The organism is Pseudaquabacterium terrae (assembly GCF_013266755.1).
In the GTDB taxonomy this organism is placed as follows: Bacteria; Pseudomonadota; Gammaproteobacteria; order Burkholderiales; family Burkholderiaceae_C; genus Pseudaquabacterium; species Pseudaquabacterium terrae.
The window spans coordinates 726005-741700 of the sequence record NZ_JABRWJ010000002.1 but is presented as its reverse complement, the minus strand read 5'-3'; the positions used below and the strand labels follow the sequence as shown (position 1 = coordinate 741700).

Here is a 15696-nt window from a genome sequence, read left to right as displayed (position 1 = left end):
GCGCGTCCCATGGCAGCGCTGCTGGCCGGCCTGCTGGCCGCGGCAGCGCTGCCGGCGGTGGCCGGGCCGGATGCGGTGCGCGGCGCGAAGCTCTACGAAGCGCGCTGCGGCGGCTGCCATGCGGTCGAGACCGACCGCATCGGCCCGCGCCACGCCGGCCTGGTCGGGCGCCGCGCCGGCGGCGTCATGGACTTCGACTACTCGCCGGCGCTGAAGACCAGCGCCCTGCGCTGGAATGCGCAGACGCTGGAGCGCTGGCTCGCCGATCCCGAGAGCCTGATCCCCGGCCAGCGCATGGGCTACCGGCTCGGCGATGCGGCCGAGCGCGCCGACGTGATCGCCTACCTGGCGACCTTGTCGGCGTCGCGCTGACGGGTCAGGCGGCGGCCCGCGGCGCGGTCGACCGCGCGGCCCTGCCACTGCGCAAGCCGGCCGTTGACCAGCACCGCGTGAATGCCCTCGGGCGCCTGCGCGGGGGCTTCGTAGCTCGCCGCATCGCGCACGCGCGCGGCATCGAAGAGCACCAGGTCCGCGGCCTGCCCGACCGCCACCCGCCCGCGGTCGGCGAGGCCGAAGCGCCGCGCCGGCAGCCCGGTCATCTTGTGCACGGCGCTCTCCAGCGGCAGCAGGCCGCGCTCGCGGCTGTAGTGGCCGAGCACGCGCGGAAAACTGCCCCACAGCCGCGGATGCGGATGGCGATCGTGCGGCAGCCCGTCGGAGCCGATCATCGCCAGCGGATGCACGAGCACACGCTCGACGTCGCTTTCCGCCAGCGCGAAATACACCGCGCCGCCGGGCATCAGGCGCTGCGCCGCCTCGGACTGGGGAACACCCCAGTCGGCAGCGATCGCCGCCAGGCGCCGGCCGCCCTGCTCCGGATGCGGCACCGACGTGGTGATCAGCACGTCGTCCGAATCGGCGATGCGGTCCAGGCGCAGCATCGTCGACGAGGCCGCATACGGATAACAGTCGATGCACACGGACTGCAGGCCGGCGGCGGTTTCGATCGCCTGCAGCGTCTGCCGCGTGCGGCCATGGTTGCGGCGGCCCATCACCTTGTGGTGCGACAGCACCAGCGTCGCGCCGTTCGACGCGCCGACCTCCAGCGCCTCGGCAATGGCCGCGTCGATGTGGTCGGCCTCGTCGCGCAGGTGCATCGCCAGCACCGCGCCGGGCCGGCCCTGCAGCGCGGCGCTGACGCCGATCAGCTCGGCCGTCGTCGCGGCGCGCGCCGGCGGGTAGTACACACCGGTCGACAGCCCGAATCCGCCGGCATCGAGCGCGGCGCTCACCTCGTCGCGCATCGCGTCCACCTGCGCGGCGTCGGCCGGCCGCTGCAGGTCGGCCAGGTGCTTCAGGCGCAGGTTGCTGTGGCCGATCAGCGGCACGACGTTCAGCGCCAGCGGCGTCGCGTCGAGCCGCGCCAGGTAGTCGCGGAAGTCGGCCAGCCGCGGTGCGCCCTCGGCGTCCAGCAGGTCCAGTGGCGCCGGCGGATGCTCGACCAGCAAGGGCGCCAAGCTGATGCCGCAGTTGCCGGTGACCACCGTGCAGACGCCCTGCGCCAGCTTCGGATGCGGCTCGGTGGCCTGCAGCACCAGCAGGTCGTCGTGCGAATGCGTGTCGATGAAGCCGGGGCACAGGATCAGGCCCGATCCGTCGAGCACCTGCGGCGTGCTTGCGCTGCCGGGCGGAACGATCGCGTCGATCAGCCCGCCGCGCACAACGACGTCGGCCTCGAAACGCGGCGCGCCGCTGCCATCGATGACTTCGGCGCCGCGGATCACGAAGGCCTGCGTGGTGTCGATGATGTCGGTATCGGGTTTCATTCGATCTTCGCTCCCGAACGCTTGATGACCTCGGCCCAGCGCGGCGTCTCGAGCTTGGCCATCGTCATGATCAGGCTCGGCGGCGAGGCCAGGGTCTCGACCGCCAGCTTCGCATACTTGTCGCGCACGGCCGGCAGCGCGACCAGCCGGTTGACCTCGCGGTTCAGCAGCGCGACGATCTCGACACTCAAGCCCGGCGGGCCGACCAGCCCGCCCCAGGCGGTCGTCTCGTAGCCCTTGACGCCGGCCTCCTGGATCGTCGGCAGCTCCGGATACAGCGCGCTGCGCCGCGGCCCGCTGACGCCCAGCGCGCGCACGCGGCCGGCCTGGATGTGCGGGCCCGCCGACGCGAGGTTGTCGAACATCAGGTCGATCTGCCCGCCGATCAGGTCCTGGATCGCGGCCGGGCTGCCGCGGTAGGGCACGTGCACGATGAAGCTCCCGGTCAGCGCCTTGAACAGCTCGCCGCCCAGGTGGCCGGTGGTGCCGTTGCCGGCCGAGCCCATCATCAGCTTGCCGGGCCGCGCACGCGCATGCTCGATCAGCTCGCGCACGCTCTTCACCGGCAGCCCGTTGCGCACCACCAGCGCGTTGTGCACGGTGCCGGTCAGCGCGATGCCGGTCAGCGTCTCGGGGTCGTAGGGCAGCTTCGTGAACAGCGAGCGGTTGATCGCCAGCGTGCCGACGTTGCCGTAGCCGATCGTGTAGCCGTCGGGCGCGGCGCGCACCAGCTCGCTCATGCCGATCGCGCCGCCGGCGCCGGGCTTGTTGTCGACGACGAAGGCCTGGCCGAGCGTGCGGCCGAGCTCCTCGGCCAGGATGCGGCAGATCATGTCCGGCGAGCCGCCGGCGGCCGACGGCACGATGAGCCGCACCGGCTTGTCGGGGTAGCCGGCGGCGCGCGCCGGCAGCGCGTGTGCGGTGGCTGCCGCGGCGAGCACTTGCAGGCAGCGGCGCCGGCCGGGCGCCCCGAATCCATCGACATCACTCATGACAACACTCCTCGTACGCTGCTTCGTCGAGCGCCAATGTATCGGTGAGGCACCGCGTCGACCATCGAATCCTTCTGCAGCAGGCATTAGACTTTCTCATCCATGAGCACCCTGCCCTCGCTGCGGGCGCTGCGTTGCTTCGATGCCAGCGCGCGCCATTCGAGCTTCACCCGTGCCGCCGTTGAAGTGCACCTGACGCAAGGGGCCGTGAGCCACCAGATCCTCGGCCTCGAGGCCCAGCTCGGCGTGCCGCTGTTCCTGCGCCGCAAGGCCGGGCTGCAGCTCACCGCCGCCGGCCGCGGCTACTGGGCGGCGATCTCGCCGGCGCTGCGCCAGATCGAGCGCGCGACGCAGGACCTGGCGATGCACCGCGGCGACGGCGGCAGCCTGAACCTGTCGGTGGCGTCGAGCTTCGGCGCCTACTGGCTGATTCCGCGCCTGGCCGGCTTCATTGCCGCGCATCCGGAGATCACGCTGAACCTGGCGACACATGTCGGCCCGGTCGATCTGGCGGGCTCGCCGCACGATGCGGCGATCGAGTTCTGCGACGGCCCGGCGCCGGGGCTGCATGCAACGCGCGTGCTGCCGCTTGTGGTGCGGCCCTATGCGGCGCCGCACCGTGTGCAGAGCGGCGACCTCAAGCGCTGGCTGCGCACGCTGCCGCTGATCCGCGTCGCCAGCGTGCCGCTCGGGTGGGCGGCGTGGTTGCGCGTGGTCGGGCTGGAGGACGCGGTGCCGGTGGATCACCTGGGCGCCGGCCCGCAGTACGACCTGCTGTCGATGGCGCTGAACGGCGCGATCGCCGGCCTGGGCATCGCGCTGCTGCCCGACTACGCGGCCAGCAGCGCGCACACGGCTGGCCAGCTGGTACAACTGTCGCCGCTGGGCGTGACGGCCGACAAGGGCTACTACCTGCGCTACCCGGCCTGGAAGGCCGACCTGGTGCCGATCCGCCGCTTCGAGCAGTGGCTCACCTCGCTCGGCGACCCCGCCTGAACCGGAGAACCGACGCCATGCAACTTGAAGGCTCCTGCCATTGCGGCCGCGTGCAATTCAGCGTCTGGGCGCACAGCCCCGTGCCTTTCATGCGCTGCTACTGCTCGATCTGCCGCAAGACCGCCGGCAGCGGCGGATTCGCGATCAACCTCGGCGCCGATGCCTCGACGCTGAAGGTGGTGAAGGGCAAGCGCGAGCTGCGCATCTACCAGGCGCGCCTGCCCGACGACAGTGCCCCCGGGGGCGAGCGCGAGAGCAGCGCGCAGCGGCACTTCTGCGGCCGCTGCGGCAGCCCGCTGTGGCTGTACGACCCGCGCTGGCCCGAGCTCGTGCATCCGCACGCCGGCGCGATCGACACGCCGCTGCCGGTGCCGCCGGCGCACGTGCACCTGATGCTCGGCTCGAAGGCCAACTGGGTCGAGGCGGAGGGCCGCACGGGTGACGAGCGCTTCAACGCCTACCCGTCGATGTCGCTGGCCGAGTGGCACGAGCAGCATGGCCTGGCGTCGCCGCGCAAGGACGCGCAGTCCTAGCGCCATAAGGACGTGGCCATGTGCCGTCGCACAGGCGACAGGCACGGCGCCGCCGCCGGCCTAGAGTGCACGCAGCATCACTTCGAAAGCCCGCCATGAGCACGTCGCCACGCGCCACGCTCGAACAACTGCGCGCTGTCAACCAGACGGCGGCCTTCAACCGCTGGTGCGGCATCGAGGTGACCGCGGCCGAGCCCGGTCGCGCCGAGATCAGCATGCCGTTCAAGCGCGACACCGGGCAGTACGCCGGCTTCCTGCACGCCGGCCTGGTCGGCGCCCTGATCGACACCGCCTGCGGTTATGCCGCGGCCACGGTCGCCGGCCGCGTGCTGGCGTCGCACTACTCGGTCAACTGCCTGCGCCCCGCCGTCGGCGAGCGTTTCAGCGCCCGCGCCCGCGTGATCAAGGCCGGCCGCTCGCAGGTGTTCACCGCCTGCGAGTTGTTCGCGCATGACGCCGAAGGTGAGCGGCTGGTGGCCACCGGCGAGACGATCCTGTCGGTGGTCGGCGACGAGGCGTCGGCCTAGCGGCCGGCGCCGGGCCGCCCCAAGGCGGCCGCGCAACCCGCTTGGCGGGTGGCCACGCGTACCCGCGGGGCCGGGTGCTCCATCTAGGCCCGGCGCCGCCGCAGCGCGCCGATGCCGGCCAGCCCCAGCGCCACCAGCGCCAGGCTCGCCGGCTCGGGCACGACGGCGACGAGCGTATTGACCCCCGGCGCGAAGTCGGCGTTGCGCGGCAGGCCGGTGATCGTCGCGTCGATCGACCACAGCGCCCATTCGTAGTCCTCGAAGACCGCGCCGTTCGACGGCAGCAGGCTGGCCAGCACCGTCGCGAAGATTTCATTGCCGACGATGTTCACGCTGATCGGATTGGCGCCGACGCTGCCGGTGCCGTTCGAGCGCAGCACCGCGGTCGCGTTGAAGGCGATGCCGGGCGCGCCGATGGCGCCGAAGGGCGAGTTCGCCGCGCCGCCGCGGTCGAAGCCGAAGACATAGGCGGCACCGGGCGCACCGGCGATCGCGCCGCTGGTGACGGCATGCAGGTTGAAGCGCTGGTGCACGACGTCGAAGCTGACGTCGGACGACAGCACGTCGAGCGCCGCCTGCTGCGTGCCGGTGAAGCTGGCGAGGAAGTCGCCGGCGGCGTCGGCGACGGGTGCCGCCTGTGCGCCAAGCGTGAGAGAGCCGAAGGCCGCAGCTGCGGCGACGTGGCGGAGATTCATGGTGGCAAGCCTTTCCGGGTGCGAGCCGCCAGGAGCAGCGGCGGGGTACCTACGGGAAGGCCTGTGCAGCGGACGCAGCGGCGCTGCGCCACCCCCTCATTCGGGGTGGGTCGTGAGCCTCAGCCGGCCACCACGCGCAGCGCCGGCACGGCCGACGCCGGCAGCCGCCGGTCCTCGACCAGCGCCCGCGTGCAGTCGGCGATGGCCAGCGGCTTTGCGAAGTAGTCGCTGGCCGACTGGCACGCCCGGCACAGGCCGCGCAGCGGCCGCTGGAGTTGGCCGGGCCAGGGGCAGTCCCGGGGGCAGAATCGCCGCCACGATGAAGCCCCCTTCCCTTTCACCCTGGTGGCGCCGCGGCCTGGTGATGCTGGTCCTGCTCGGCGCCCTCATCGCCGCGGTGTCATGGTTCAGCCGCAGCAAGCCGGTTGCCGTGGTGGTGGCCGAGGTCACGCTGGGCAAGGTCGAATCGACCGTCGCCAATACGCGCGCCGGCAGCATCGAGGCCTGCCAGCGCACCAAGCTGTCGACCACCAGCGGCGGCCGCATCGAGCTGCTGGCGGTCAAGGAGGGCGACCGCGTCAAGAAGGGCCAGCTGCTGATGAAGCTGTGGAACGACGACCAGCAGGCGCAGCAGGCGCTGGCGCAGGCGCAGCTCGAGACCACGCGCAAGCGGGTGGCCGAAGCCTGCACGATGGCCGACGCGGCCGCGCGCGAGGCGCAGCGCCAGACCGCGCTGCGCGAACAGGGCTTCGTCTCGACCGCGCGTGAAGACGGCGCGCGCAGCGAGGCCGACGCGCGCCGTGGCAGCTGCGCCACCGCGCAGGCCGACGTGCGCCAGGCGCAGGCGCGGGTCGAGGTCACGCGCGTCGAGCAAAGCCGCACGCTGCTGCTGGCGCCCTTCGCCGGCACCGTGGCCAAGATCGTCGGCGAGGTCGGCGAATACTCCACGCCCTCGCCGCCGGGGGTGCCGACGCCACCGGCGATCGACCTCATCGACGACACCTGCCTGTACGTCAAGGCGCCGCTGGACGAGGTGGATGCGCCGCGCATCAAGCCCGGCCAGGTGGTGCGCATCTCGATCGACGCGCTGCCGCGGCAGACCTTCCCCGGCCACGTGAAGCGGATCGCGCCCTTTGTCTCGGCGGTCGAGAAGCAGGCGCGCACGGTCGACATCGACGTCAGCTTCGACCAGCGCGATGCGATCGGCCCGCTGCTGGTGGGCTACAGCGCCGATGTCGAGGTGGTGCTCGATGTGCGCGACAAGGTGCTGCGGGTGCCGACGGCGGCGCTCGGCGAAGGCAACCGCGCGCTGGTGGTCGAGGGCGACCAGCTGGTCGAGCGCAGGCTGAAGACGGGCCTGGCGAACTGGGAGCAGGCCGAGGTGCTGGAAGGCCTGACCGCCGGCGAGCGGGTCGTGACCTCGCTCGAACGCGAAGGCGTCAAGCCCGGCGCGCGCGTGACCGTCGAGGCCGCGCCGGCCAAGGCGCGCTGAGATGTCAGCCCCCACGCTCGCGTTGCTCGCTGCCCCCCGAGGGGGCGTTCAGTCGGCTTGGGAACGGCCCAGCGCCGACTGATCCGGACCACGATGGCCCAGGTCGAGCTCGAAGGCATCGCGCGGGTCTTCCACCTCGGCGGCAGCCCGGTGCATGCACTGCGCGCGCTCGACTTGCGCATCGACGCCGGCGAATACGTCGCGGTGATGGGGCCCTCGGGCTCAGGCAAGTCGACGCTGCTGAATGTGGTCGGCCTGCTCGACCGGCCCGACGCCGGCCGCTACCGGCTCGAAGACCGCGACGTGACGACGCTGACACCCGAAGAGCAGGCCCACGTGCGCAGCCGCCGCATCGGCTTCGTCTTCCAGAGCTTCCACCTGGTGCCGCGGCTGAGCGCCGCCGAGAACATCGCGCTGCCGATGGTGCTGGCCGGCATCACGCCGCGCGAGCGCAACGCCCGCGTGGCGCAGGCGCTGCAGGACTACGGCCTGGACGACCGCGCCGCGCACAAGCCCAACGAACTGTCGGGCGGCCAGCGCCAGCGCGTGGCGATCGCCCGCGCGACCATCATGCAGCCGGCGCTGATCCTCGCCGACGAGCCGACCGGCAACCTCGACCGCGCCACCGGCGACGAGGTCATGCGCCTGCTCGAAGCGCTCAATGCGCGCGGCGTGACCCTGATCGTCGTGACCCACGACGCGCAGATGGGCGCACGCGCCCGGCGCCGGGTGGCGATGGAAGACGGCGCGATCAAGCACGACAGCGCGGCCACCGCTGCGATGTCATGAGAGCCCGCGACATCCTCGCCTTCGCCCGCGACGCCGCCGGCGGCAGCCCGTTGCGCACCGCGCTGATGATGGTGGCGATGGCGATCGGCGTTGCCGCGGTGGTGGTGCTCACCGCGCTCGGCGACGGCGCCCGGCGCTACGTGGTCGACCAGTTCTCTTCCATCGGCAGCAACCTGGTGATCGTGCTGCCCGGCCGCTCGCAGACCGGGGGCTTGAGCCCGGCCAGCGCGATCACCACCACCACGCGCGATTTGACGGTCGCCGACGCCCGCGCGTTGCAGCGCGCCACCGCCGTGCGCAGGCTGGCGCCGATCATCGTCGGATTGTCCGATGCCAGCACCGGCGGGCGGCTGCGTGAGACCACTGTTGTCGGCACGACCAGCGAGTTCGTCGCGGTGCGCCGCCTGCCGCTGGCGCAGGGCCGCTTCCTGCCCGACGACGAATGGAGCCGCAGCTCTTCAGTGATCGTGCTCGGCTCGGAACTGAAGCGCGAACTGTTCGGCGCCCAACCCGCACTCGGCCAGTGGATGCGCCTGGGCGAGCGCCGGCTGCGGGTGATCGGCGTGCTGGCCCCGGCAGGCCAGGGGCTGAACATGAACACCGACCAGCTGGCGATCGTGCCGGTGGTGCTGGCGCAGGCGATGTTCAACTCGAACACCTTGTTCCGCATCCTGGTCGAGGCGAGGAGCCGCGAGGCCATCCCCGCCGCCAAGGCGCAGGTGATTCAGATCCTCAAGCAGCGCCACGACGGCGAGGCCGACGTCACCGTGATCACGCAGGATGCCGTGCTCGCCACTTTCGACCGCGTGCTCACTGCCCTGACCGCCGGTGTCGCCGGCATCGCCGCGATCAGCCTGGCGGTGGCCGGCATCCTGGTGATGAACGTGATGCTGGTCTCGGTGACGCAGCGCAGCGCCGAGGTCGGCCTGCTGAAGGCGCTGGGCGCCAGCGCGCGCACCATCCGCGCGGCTTTTCTCACCGAAGCGGCGTTGCTGTCGCTGGCCGGCGCGGTGCTCGGCTACGGCGTCGGCCACTTCGGCGCCTTCGTGATCCGCCAGCTCTACCCGGTCTTCCCGGCCTGGCCGCCGACCTGGGCGGTGCTGGCGGCGCTGGCCACCGCGCTGGTCACCGGCATCCTGTTCGGCGTGCTGCCGGCGCAGCGCGCCGCGGCGCTCGACCCGGTGGCCGCGCTCGGACGGCGTTAGCAAGACCAAGCACATGCGGCTGCAGGATGCGATCGGCATGTCGTGGCGCGCACTCACCGCGCACCGGCTGCGCAGTTTTCTCACGCTGCTGGGCATCGCGGTGGGCATCGCGGCGGTGATCCTGCTCACCTCCATCGGCGAGGGGCTGCACCGCTTCGTGCTGGCCGAGTTCACGCAGTTCGGCACCAACGTCATCGGCATCACGCCGGGCAAGACAATGACCGGCGGGGCCAACCCGGGTTTTCCGTCTTCGGTGCGGCCGCTGACGCTGGCCGACGCGTTGGCCTTGCGCCGCGTGCCGCAGGTGTTGCAGGTGACGCCGGGGGTGACCGGCAACGCCGAGGTCGAAGGCAACGGCCGGCTGCGCCGCGTGATGGTCTACGGCACCACGCCGACGCTGATCGACGCCTTCAAGCTGCGCATCAGGAGCGGCCAGTTCCTGCCGCTCGACGACCCCGACAGCGCGCGCAACTTCGTCGTGCTCGGCGCCAAGCTGCAGCGCGAGCTGTTCGGCGTGGCCAGCCCGCTCGGCGCGCGGCTGCGGGTGGGCAGCATGCAGTTCCGCGTCATCGGCGTGCTCGAAGCACGCGGCCAGTTCCTCGGCATCGACCTCGACGACATGGCCTACATCCCGGCCGCGCGGGCGCTCGAACTGTTCAACCGCGACGGGCTGATGGAGATCAACCTCAGCTACGCCGAGGGCGCCAATGCGAACCAGGTGGCCGACGCTGCCAAGGCCGTGCTCGCCGCGCGCCATGGCCGCGAGGACTTCACGCTGGTGACGCAGGCCGACATGCTGCGCACGCTGTCGAACATCCTCGACGTGCTGACGATGGCGGTGGCCGCGCTCGGCAGCATCTCGCTGCTGGTCGGCGGCGTCGGCATCGTGACCATCATGACCATCGCGGTGGCCGAGCGCACGGCCGAGATCGGCTTGCTGGTGGCGCTGGGCGCCCGCCGCGCCACCGTGCTGCGCTTGTTTCTCGGCGAGGCGGTGGTGTTGTCGGCGGCCGGCGGGCTGCTCGGGCTGGTCATCGGCATCACGCTGGCGCAGGCGCTGCGCCTGGTGGTGCCGGCACTGCCGGTGCAGACGCCGCCGATGTTCATCGTGCTGGCCGAAGGCGTGGCGCTGGTGATCGGGCTGGCGGCGGGCGTGCTGCCGGCACGGCGGGCGGCGCGGCTGGATCCGGTGGAGGCGTTGCGGGCGGAATAGGGGCGGCCGGCGCGCAGCGACTGAGGAGCGCAGCACCCTGCGTCGCGCCGCGGCGCCCCCGCCGTCAACTCGATCTGCATCGAGTGACAGGGTGACCCAGCCAGCCGCGCCACCGCAGATCCCGAAGCCGCCGTTCCTACGGTAGCCGTACCGTACCCGCCGCCGGCTCGTACCGTAGGAGGCCGTCTGCCGCGTCGACGGGCGGCCACGCAGACTGGCTCCGTACCCAAGGAGCCCACCATGCACCTGGACGCCATCCTCCCTCGCTTCCGGTTCGTCGCCCCGACGGCGGATCGCCGCGCGACGCCGGCCGCGCCCCTGCGCCACACGATGCGGCGCGGCGCGATCGTGACCCTGTCGAACCGGCGGCAGCGGCTGCAGGTCGTGCGCGGCTGGTTGTGGATCACCCGCGACGGCCAGCCGATCGACATCGTGCTCGGCGCCGGCGACGTTTTCGACCAGGAGCCCGGCCCCCGGGTGCTGATGCAGGCGCACGAGGAGGCGGAGGTCCTGATTGCCGCCGCGCTGCCGCACGCCCACAATGGCTGAGTCGTCGGCTGCTTGAGGCCCCGCCGTGGAACCACGACAGGACCTTCGCTTCTGCCAGACTCCGGACCGCGTGACCCTGGCCTGCGCCATCACGGGCAGCGGCCCCCGGCTTGTGCGGGCGGGCACCTGGGTCAGCCACGTGGAGTGCGAGGCGCGCGAGCCCGACACCTGGTCGACGATCGAGGCGCTGAGTCACCACCACACCTTGCTGCGCTACGACCCGCGCGGCTGCGGCCTGTCGACGCGCGACGTGCCGCCGTTCGGCTTCGAGACGCTCGTCGCCGATCTGGAAACGGTGATGGACGCGATGGCCCCGGAACCCGCGGCCCTGCTCGGGATCTCCTGCGGCGCGCCGCTGGCCATCGCCTACGCCGCACGGCACCCGGAGCGCGTCTCGTCGCTGGTCCTCGTCAACGGCTACGCCCGGGCCTACTTCAGCGCCCCGACCACGCCACCGCACCTGCTCGAGGAGGCCAAGCTGATGCTGGCCACCATCCGCCAGGGCTGGGCGCAGGAGAAGTCGCCGTTCCGGCAGATCTTCCTCGCGCAACTGATGGGCTCGGATGCGGCCGACCCCGTCGCGCGGCACCTCATCAGCGAACGCATGAGGCTGTCGATGACGCCGGATGTCGCCGAGCGCCACATGCGCATCAACTACGCCATCGACGTGAAGGCGGAATGTGCCCTGGTGCAGTGCCCGACGCTGGTGTTCCATGCCCGCGACGACCAGATGGTGACGGCCGACCAGAGCCGAAAGCTCGTCGCCTGGATCCCGGGCGCCCGCTTCGTCGCGCTCGACAGCGACAGCCATGTCCTACCGACCCGCCGCGAGGCCGGCCGTGTGTTCGTCGCCGAGACCCTGGCGTTCCTCGGTGGCGCTCGCCCGGACAAGCCTCGCCTGAGCCGCCGCCAGAAGCAGATCCTTGGCCTGGTGGCCCAGGGCATGACGGACAAGCAGGTGGCTCGCGAACTCGGCCTCAGTCCGCGCACGGTGGAGATGCATGTCGCCTTGGCGCTGCGCGCCCTGGGCTGCGCCAACCGCGCCGAGGCCGTGCTGCGGGCTGACCGCGAAGGCCTGCTGGACGACGTCGTGTAGCGCCGGGATCATCCGACATCGGCAGCGCGATCGTCGACGGCACCAGCAACACCATCGTGCTCGGCGAAACTTCGCGCTTCGATGTGTGCTTCCGCGGCGTGCGCGTCGGCGTCAACGACGGCACCAGCAACACGATCCTGTTCGGCGCGGTGACGCAAGACCCGTTGTGTTTCGAGGACGCACGGGTCACTTCGGCCACCGCCGCGTCGGCGGCCTCAGGGCCGGATCACGCTCAGGCCTTGATCTTCAGCCAACGGCCGCGTGCAGCGCCGGCTGCGACCGCGGCAGCCGCCGATCCTCGACCAGCGCGCGCGTGCAGTCGGCGATGGCCAGCGGCTTTGCGAAGTAGTAGCCCTGCATCTCGTCGCAGCCCTGCGCGCGCAGGAACTGCAGCTGGTCCTCGCTCTCGACGCCTTCGGCGATGACCTTGAGCTTCAGGCTGTGCGCGAGGTTGATGATCGCCAGCGCGATCGTCGCGTCGTCGGCATCGGTGCAGACGTCGCGGATGAAGGCACGGTCGATCTTCAGCGCGTCGAGCGGAAAGCGCTTCAGGTACGCGAGGCTCGAGTAACCGGTGCCGAAGTCGTCGACCGACAGCCGCACGCCGTGCGCGCGCATCGTGTTCAACATGCGCGCGGCGTCGTCCGGGTTGCTCATCAGCATCGATTCGGTCAGCTCCAGCTCGAGCAGCCCGGGGTCGATGCCCGTCTCGTCGAGGATCGCGGCGATCGTCGTGTCGAGGTTGCATTGCTGAAACTGGCGTGCCGACAGGTTGATCGCCACCGGCCGCGGCGTGATGCCGACCGCCTGCCAGTGCGCGAGCTGTTCGCACACCGTGCGCACGACCCATTCGCCGACCGGGATGATCAGCCCGGTGTCCTCGAGGATCGAGATGAACTGCAGCGGCGGCACCAGCCCGCGCACCGGGTGCTGCCAGCGCAGCAGCGCCTCGAAGCCGCTGATGCGGCCGCTGGCCAGGTCGACCTTCGGCTGGTAGTGCAGCAAGAACTCGCGCCGCTCCAGCGCCCCGCGCAGCTCCATCTGCAGCTGCAGCCGCTGCAGCGCCAGCGCATTCATCTCCGGCAGGTAGAACTGGTAGGTGTTGCGGCCGCCCTCCTTGGCCCGGTACATCGCCGTGTCGGCGTTGCGCAGCAAGGTGTCGGCATCGTCGCCGTCGGCCGGGTAGACGGCGATGCCCAGGCTGGCGGTGACGTAGAGCTCCTGGCCCTCGAGCCGGAACGGCCGGGCCAGCGCGGCGACGACCTTCTGCGCCACCAGCGCCGCATCGTCGGGCCGCGCCAGGTGCGGCAGCACGAAGGCGAATTCGTCGCCGCCCAAGCGGCCGGCGGCATCCTCGGCGCGCAGGCAGTCCTGCAGCCGCCCGGCGACCTGGATCAGCAGCGCATCGCCGCTGGAATGGCCGAGCGTGTCGTTGACGAGCTTGAAGCGGTCGAGGTCGATGAACAGCACGCCGACGCTGGAGCCGGTGCGCTGCGCCTGCTTCAGCGTCTGCGCGAAGCGGTCGAGGAACAGGCTGCGGTTGGCCAGGCCGGTCAGCGTGTCGAACTGCGCCAGATAACTCAGGCGTTGCTCGGCCCCCTTGCGGTCCATCGCCGTCGCCAGCGTATTGGCCAGGCTGTTCAGGAAGTGCAGGCTCTCCTGTGCGAAGCGGCCCGGCGCCGGCGAACAGGCACCGAGCACGCCGTAGGGCCCGCCGATGCCGTGGATCGGCACGCACACGCTGCTGCGGATGCCCTTGGCCGCCAGCAGCGGCGGCGCGATCGCCGCGCCGGCGGCGGCGTAGTCGTCGACCAGCCGCGGCGCGGCCAGTGCCATCACGCCGCTGTCTTCATGGGCGCCGTCGAGCCCGGCGATGCGGCGCCCCTCGGCGCCGTCGAGCCAGCCGCTGCCGGCGCGCAGCAGCAGCGAGCGGCCGTCGCTCGACAGCTGCAGCACGAGGCTGAAGTCTTCCGCCAGCCCCTGCGCGGCCACCTCGGCCGCATGCACCAGCAGCTCGTCGAGCTCGACGTTGGCGAGCGCCTTCTGGCCGAACGCGGCGATCAGGCTCTGCTGCTTCGCGTGGCGGTTGATCGTCGCCTCGGCCGCCAGGCGCGCGCGAATGTCGCGCACGATGCCGACGATGATCCAGCCGTCGCCCGACGGAATCGCACGCCGCGACGCTTCCACCGGCAGCAGGCTGCCGTCGCGGCAGCGCAGCGTGATCCGCATCTGGCCGAACGGGTTGGTGCCGGTGATCAGCGCGTGATAGCCGGCCGCCAGCTCCTCGCGCGTCAGCGTGCAGACCTCGTGCGGGCCCAGCGTCAGCAGCTCGGCGCGCGTGTAGCCCAACAACGCGCAGGCGGTGCTGTTGACGTCGACGATGCGCATCGCGTCCGGATCGACGAGCAGGATCACGTCGGCGGTCGTGTCCAGCGCCGCGCGGAAGCGCCGCAGCTCCTCGTCGCGCTGCTTGCGCTTGCTGATGTCGTTGGCGACACCGCGGTAGCCGGTGAAGACGCCCTGGGCATCGAACAGCGGCTCGCCGCGCGCGCTGTAGTGACGCACCGAGCCATCGTCGGTGCGCACGCGGTATTCGAAGTCGGTGAACGGCAGCCGCGCCTCGAGCGTTGCGCGGTGCGCCGTCCAGTCGGCGTCGTCGGGCACGATCGGCAGCTCCCAGCGGCGCTTGCCGAGCGCGTTGTCGATGCGGAAGTTGCCCTTGTTCAGGAAGCCGCCGGACATCAGCGTGAAGCGCAGCTCGGCGTCCTGCTCCCAGTACCAGTCGGACGACAGCTCGCACAGGCCGCGAAAGCGCGCCTCGCTGTCGCGCAGCGCCGCTTCGCGGTGCTTGCGATGCAGGAACTGGCCGACCTGGCTGCCGATGACGCGCGCCGCGGCCAGCAGGCGCTGGTCGGGCTCGCGCACCTCGCGGCTGAAGAAGGCGAAGGCGCCGAGCGTGCGGCCGTCGGACTTGACCGGAAACACGAACATGCCGCGCAGGGTGATGTCGCGCGCCAGGCTCTTCTGGTAGACCCGTTCGTCGCGGCCGAAGTCCTCGACCCACAGCGGATCGCCGGATTGCCAGACGATGCCGACCAGCCCGACGCCGGGCGCGCAGACCACGTGGCTGGAGCTCTCGGTGTAGCGCGCGAGCTGCTCGTTCGGCTGGTGCCAGGCGCCGGCCATGCGCATCAGGCCGGCCGCTTCGTCGACGCGCCAGTAGGCGCCGTGTTCCCAGTTCTCGGCCTCGCAGACCGCCTGCATCACGGCGCGCAGCGCCGCCGCGGCGTCGTCGGCATCGGCCAGGCAGCGCGCCACCGCATGTTCCAGCGCCAGCAGCAGCCCGCCGCGCTTCGATTCGGTGACATCCTTGCCGACGCCGCGGTAGCCGCGGAAGGCGCCGTGCTCGTCGAACACCGGGTGGCCGCTGACGCTGACCCAGCGCAGCCGGCCGGTCTCGTCACGGCGCTGGTAGACGAAGTCGCGGAACGGCCGGTACGCCTGCAGCATCGCACGGTGCTCGGCCCATTGCGCCTCGCTGACGCCGACGGTCGGCAGCTCCCAACGCGTCTTGCCGAGATCACTTTGCGGGTGCAGCGCGGCATGCGGCGACGGGCCGGTGGCGCGCACCGAGAAGCGGAAATCGGGGCCCTGCTCCCAGTACCAGTCGGAGGACAGCTCGGTCAGGCTGCGAAAGCGCGCCTCGCTCTCGCGCAGCGCGGCCAGCGGGTCGAATTCATCGCTGTGCTCGACGGCGCGCTCGCTGCTCATGGGTACATCTGC

At 71.6% G+C, this 15696-nt stretch carries 14 protein-coding genes; 10 read left to right on the top strand and 4 right to left on the bottom strand.

The annotated features are described in order from the left end of the window. Window positions 1–9: 9 nt before the first annotated feature. On the top strand, window positions 10–372 hold the full coding sequence (locus tag HLB44_RS08490) for a c-type cytochrome (protein WP_173122103.1): 363 nt from the start codon (window positions 10–12) through the stop codon (window positions 370–372). Here the strand turns inward: HLB44_RS08490 and HLB44_RS08485 are convergent. Then, window positions 342–1826 (bottom strand): N-acyl-D-amino-acid deacylase family protein, encoded by a 1485-nt coding sequence (locus HLB44_RS08485; protein ID WP_173122102.1) that lies wholly within the window; start codon window positions 1824–1826, stop codon window positions 342–344. The two genes, HLB44_RS08490 and HLB44_RS08485, sit on opposite strands and share 31 nt — an antisense overlap. After that, entirely contained in the window at window positions 1823–2818 is a 996-nt protein-coding gene (locus tag HLB44_RS08480) for a Bug family tripartite tricarboxylate transporter substrate binding protein (protein ID WP_173122101.1), read from the bottom strand. Before HLB44_RS08480 ends, HLB44_RS08485 begins: the two co-directional genes overlap by 4 nt. Window positions 2819–2920: 102 nt before the next feature. On the opposite strand from HLB44_RS08480, the gene HLB44_RS08475 reads away from it, so the two are divergent. The 3 genes from HLB44_RS08475 (at window position 2921) to HLB44_RS08465 (ending at window position 4874) form a co-directional block, all read left to right on the top strand. Continuing rightward, complete coding sequence (locus HLB44_RS08475; RefSeq protein WP_173122100.1) at window positions 2921–3814, top strand: LysR family transcriptional regulator; 894 nt, start codon at window positions 2921–2923, stop codon at window positions 3812–3814. 17 nt (window positions 3815–3831) lie between these two features. Further along, the gene (locus tag HLB44_RS08470) at window positions 3832–4347 is read left to right on the top strand and encodes a GFA family protein (RefSeq protein ID WP_173122099.1); all 516 of its coding nucleotides are present in this window, start codon (window positions 3832–3834) and stop codon (window positions 4345–4347) included. A 95-nt stretch (window positions 4348–4442) separates the two neighbouring features. Further along, window positions 4443–4874, top strand: coding sequence for a PaaI family thioesterase (locus tag HLB44_RS08465; RefSeq protein WP_173122098.1), 432 nt, complete (start codon window positions 4443–4445; stop codon window positions 4872–4874). 83 nt (window positions 4875–4957) lie between these two features. Here HLB44_RS08465 and HLB44_RS36740 read toward each other — a convergent pair whose 3' ends face one another. Then, entirely contained in the window at window positions 4958–5569 is a 612-nt protein-coding gene (locus HLB44_RS36740) for a PEP-CTERM sorting domain-containing protein (RefSeq protein WP_217283569.1), read from the bottom strand. A 319-nt stretch (window positions 5570–5888) separates the two neighbouring features. On the opposite strand from HLB44_RS36740, the gene HLB44_RS08455 reads away from it, so the two are divergent. The 6 genes from HLB44_RS08455 (at window position 5889) to HLB44_RS08430 (ending at window position 11913) form a co-directional block, all read left to right on the top strand. After that, entirely contained in the window at window positions 5889–7061 is a 1173-nt protein-coding gene (locus HLB44_RS08455) for an efflux RND transporter periplasmic adaptor subunit (RefSeq protein WP_173122097.1), read from the top strand. A gap of 93 nt (window positions 7062–7154) precedes the next feature. Further along, complete coding sequence (locus HLB44_RS08450) at window positions 7155–7850, top strand: ABC transporter ATP-binding protein (protein WP_173122096.1); 696 nt, start codon at window positions 7155–7157, stop codon at window positions 7848–7850. Beyond that, window positions 7847–9055 (top strand): ABC transporter permease, encoded by a 1209-nt coding sequence (locus tag HLB44_RS08445; protein ID WP_173122095.1) that lies wholly within the window; start codon window positions 7847–7849, stop codon window positions 9053–9055. The genes HLB44_RS08450 and HLB44_RS08445 overlap by 4 nt, the downstream gene beginning before the upstream one ends. A 37-nt stretch (window positions 9056–9092) precedes the next feature. Beyond that, the gene (locus HLB44_RS08440; protein WP_246312122.1) at window positions 9093–10268 is read left to right on the top strand and encodes an ABC transporter permease; all 1176 of its coding nucleotides are present in this window, start codon (window positions 9093–9095) and stop codon (window positions 10266–10268) included. A 240-nt stretch (window positions 10269–10508) separates the two neighbouring features. After that, window positions 10509–10817, top strand: a complete 309-nt coding sequence (locus HLB44_RS08435) for a DUF2917 domain-containing protein (RefSeq protein ID WP_173122093.1) — start codon at window positions 10509–10511, stop codon at window positions 10815–10817. A gap of 25 nt (window positions 10818–10842) precedes the next feature. Further along, the gene (locus HLB44_RS08430) at window positions 10843–11913 is read left to right on the top strand and encodes an alpha/beta fold hydrolase (RefSeq protein ID WP_173122092.1); all 1071 of its coding nucleotides are present in this window, start codon (window positions 10843–10845) and stop codon (window positions 11911–11913) included. A gap of 246 nt (window positions 11914–12159) precedes the next feature. Here the strand turns inward: HLB44_RS08430 and HLB44_RS08425 are convergent, their stop codons facing one another. After that, window positions 12160–15684 carry an EAL domain-containing protein gene (locus HLB44_RS08425; protein ID WP_173122091.1) on the bottom strand — a complete coding sequence of 1175 codons (3525 nt, stop codon included), beginning with the start codon at window positions 15682–15684 and terminating at the stop codon, window positions 12160–12162. Window positions 15685–15696: the final 12 nt, after the last annotated feature.

Excerpts from the sequence above, each read along its gene's own strand:
- HLB44_RS08470 (WP_173122099.1), top strand. The coding sequence starts at position 3,832 with ATGCAACTTGAAGGCTCCTGCCATTGCGGCCGCGTGCAATTCAGCGTC.
- HLB44_RS08490 (WP_173122103.1), top strand. The coding sequence starts at position 10 with ATGGCAGCGCTGCTGGCCGGCCTGCTGGCCGCGGCAGCGCTGCCGGCG.
- HLB44_RS08445 (WP_173122095.1), top strand. The coding sequence starts at position 7,847 with ATGAGAGCCCGCGACATCCTCGCCTTCGCCCGCGACGCCGCCGGCGGC.
- HLB44_RS08485 (WP_173122102.1), bottom strand. The coding sequence starts at position 1,826 with ATGAAACCCGATACCGACATCATCGACACCACGCAGGCCTTCGTGATC.
- HLB44_RS08440 (WP_246312122.1), top strand. The coding sequence starts at position 9,093 with ATGTCGTGGCGCGCACTCACCGCGCACCGGCTGCGCAGTTTTCTCACG.
- HLB44_RS08465 (WP_173122098.1), top strand. The coding sequence starts at position 4,443 with ATGAGCACGTCGCCACGCGCCACGCTCGAACAACTGCGCGCTGTCAAC.
- HLB44_RS08450 (WP_173122096.1), top strand. The coding sequence starts at position 7,155 with ATGGCCCAGGTCGAGCTCGAAGGCATCGCGCGGGTCTTCCACCTCGGC.
- HLB44_RS08455 (WP_173122097.1), top strand. The coding sequence starts at position 5,889 with ATGAAGCCCCCTTCCCTTTCACCCTGGTGGCGCCGCGGCCTGGTGATG.
- HLB44_RS36740 (WP_217283569.1), bottom strand. The coding sequence starts at position 5,569 with ATGAATCTCCGCCACGTCGCCGCAGCTGCGGCCTTCGGCTCTCTCACG.
- HLB44_RS08425 (WP_173122091.1), bottom strand. The coding sequence starts at position 15,684 with ATGAGCAGCGAGCGCGCCGTCGAGCACAGCGATGAATTCGACCCGCTG.
- HLB44_RS08435 (WP_173122093.1), top strand. The coding sequence starts at position 10,509 with ATGCACCTGGACGCCATCCTCCCTCGCTTCCGGTTCGTCGCCCCGACG.
- HLB44_RS08475 (WP_173122100.1), top strand. The coding sequence starts at position 2,921 with ATGAGCACCCTGCCCTCGCTGCGGGCGCTGCGTTGCTTCGATGCCAGC.
- HLB44_RS08480 (WP_173122101.1), bottom strand. The coding sequence starts at position 2,818 with ATGAGTGATGTCGATGGATTCGGGGCGCCCGGCCGGCGCCGCTGCCTG.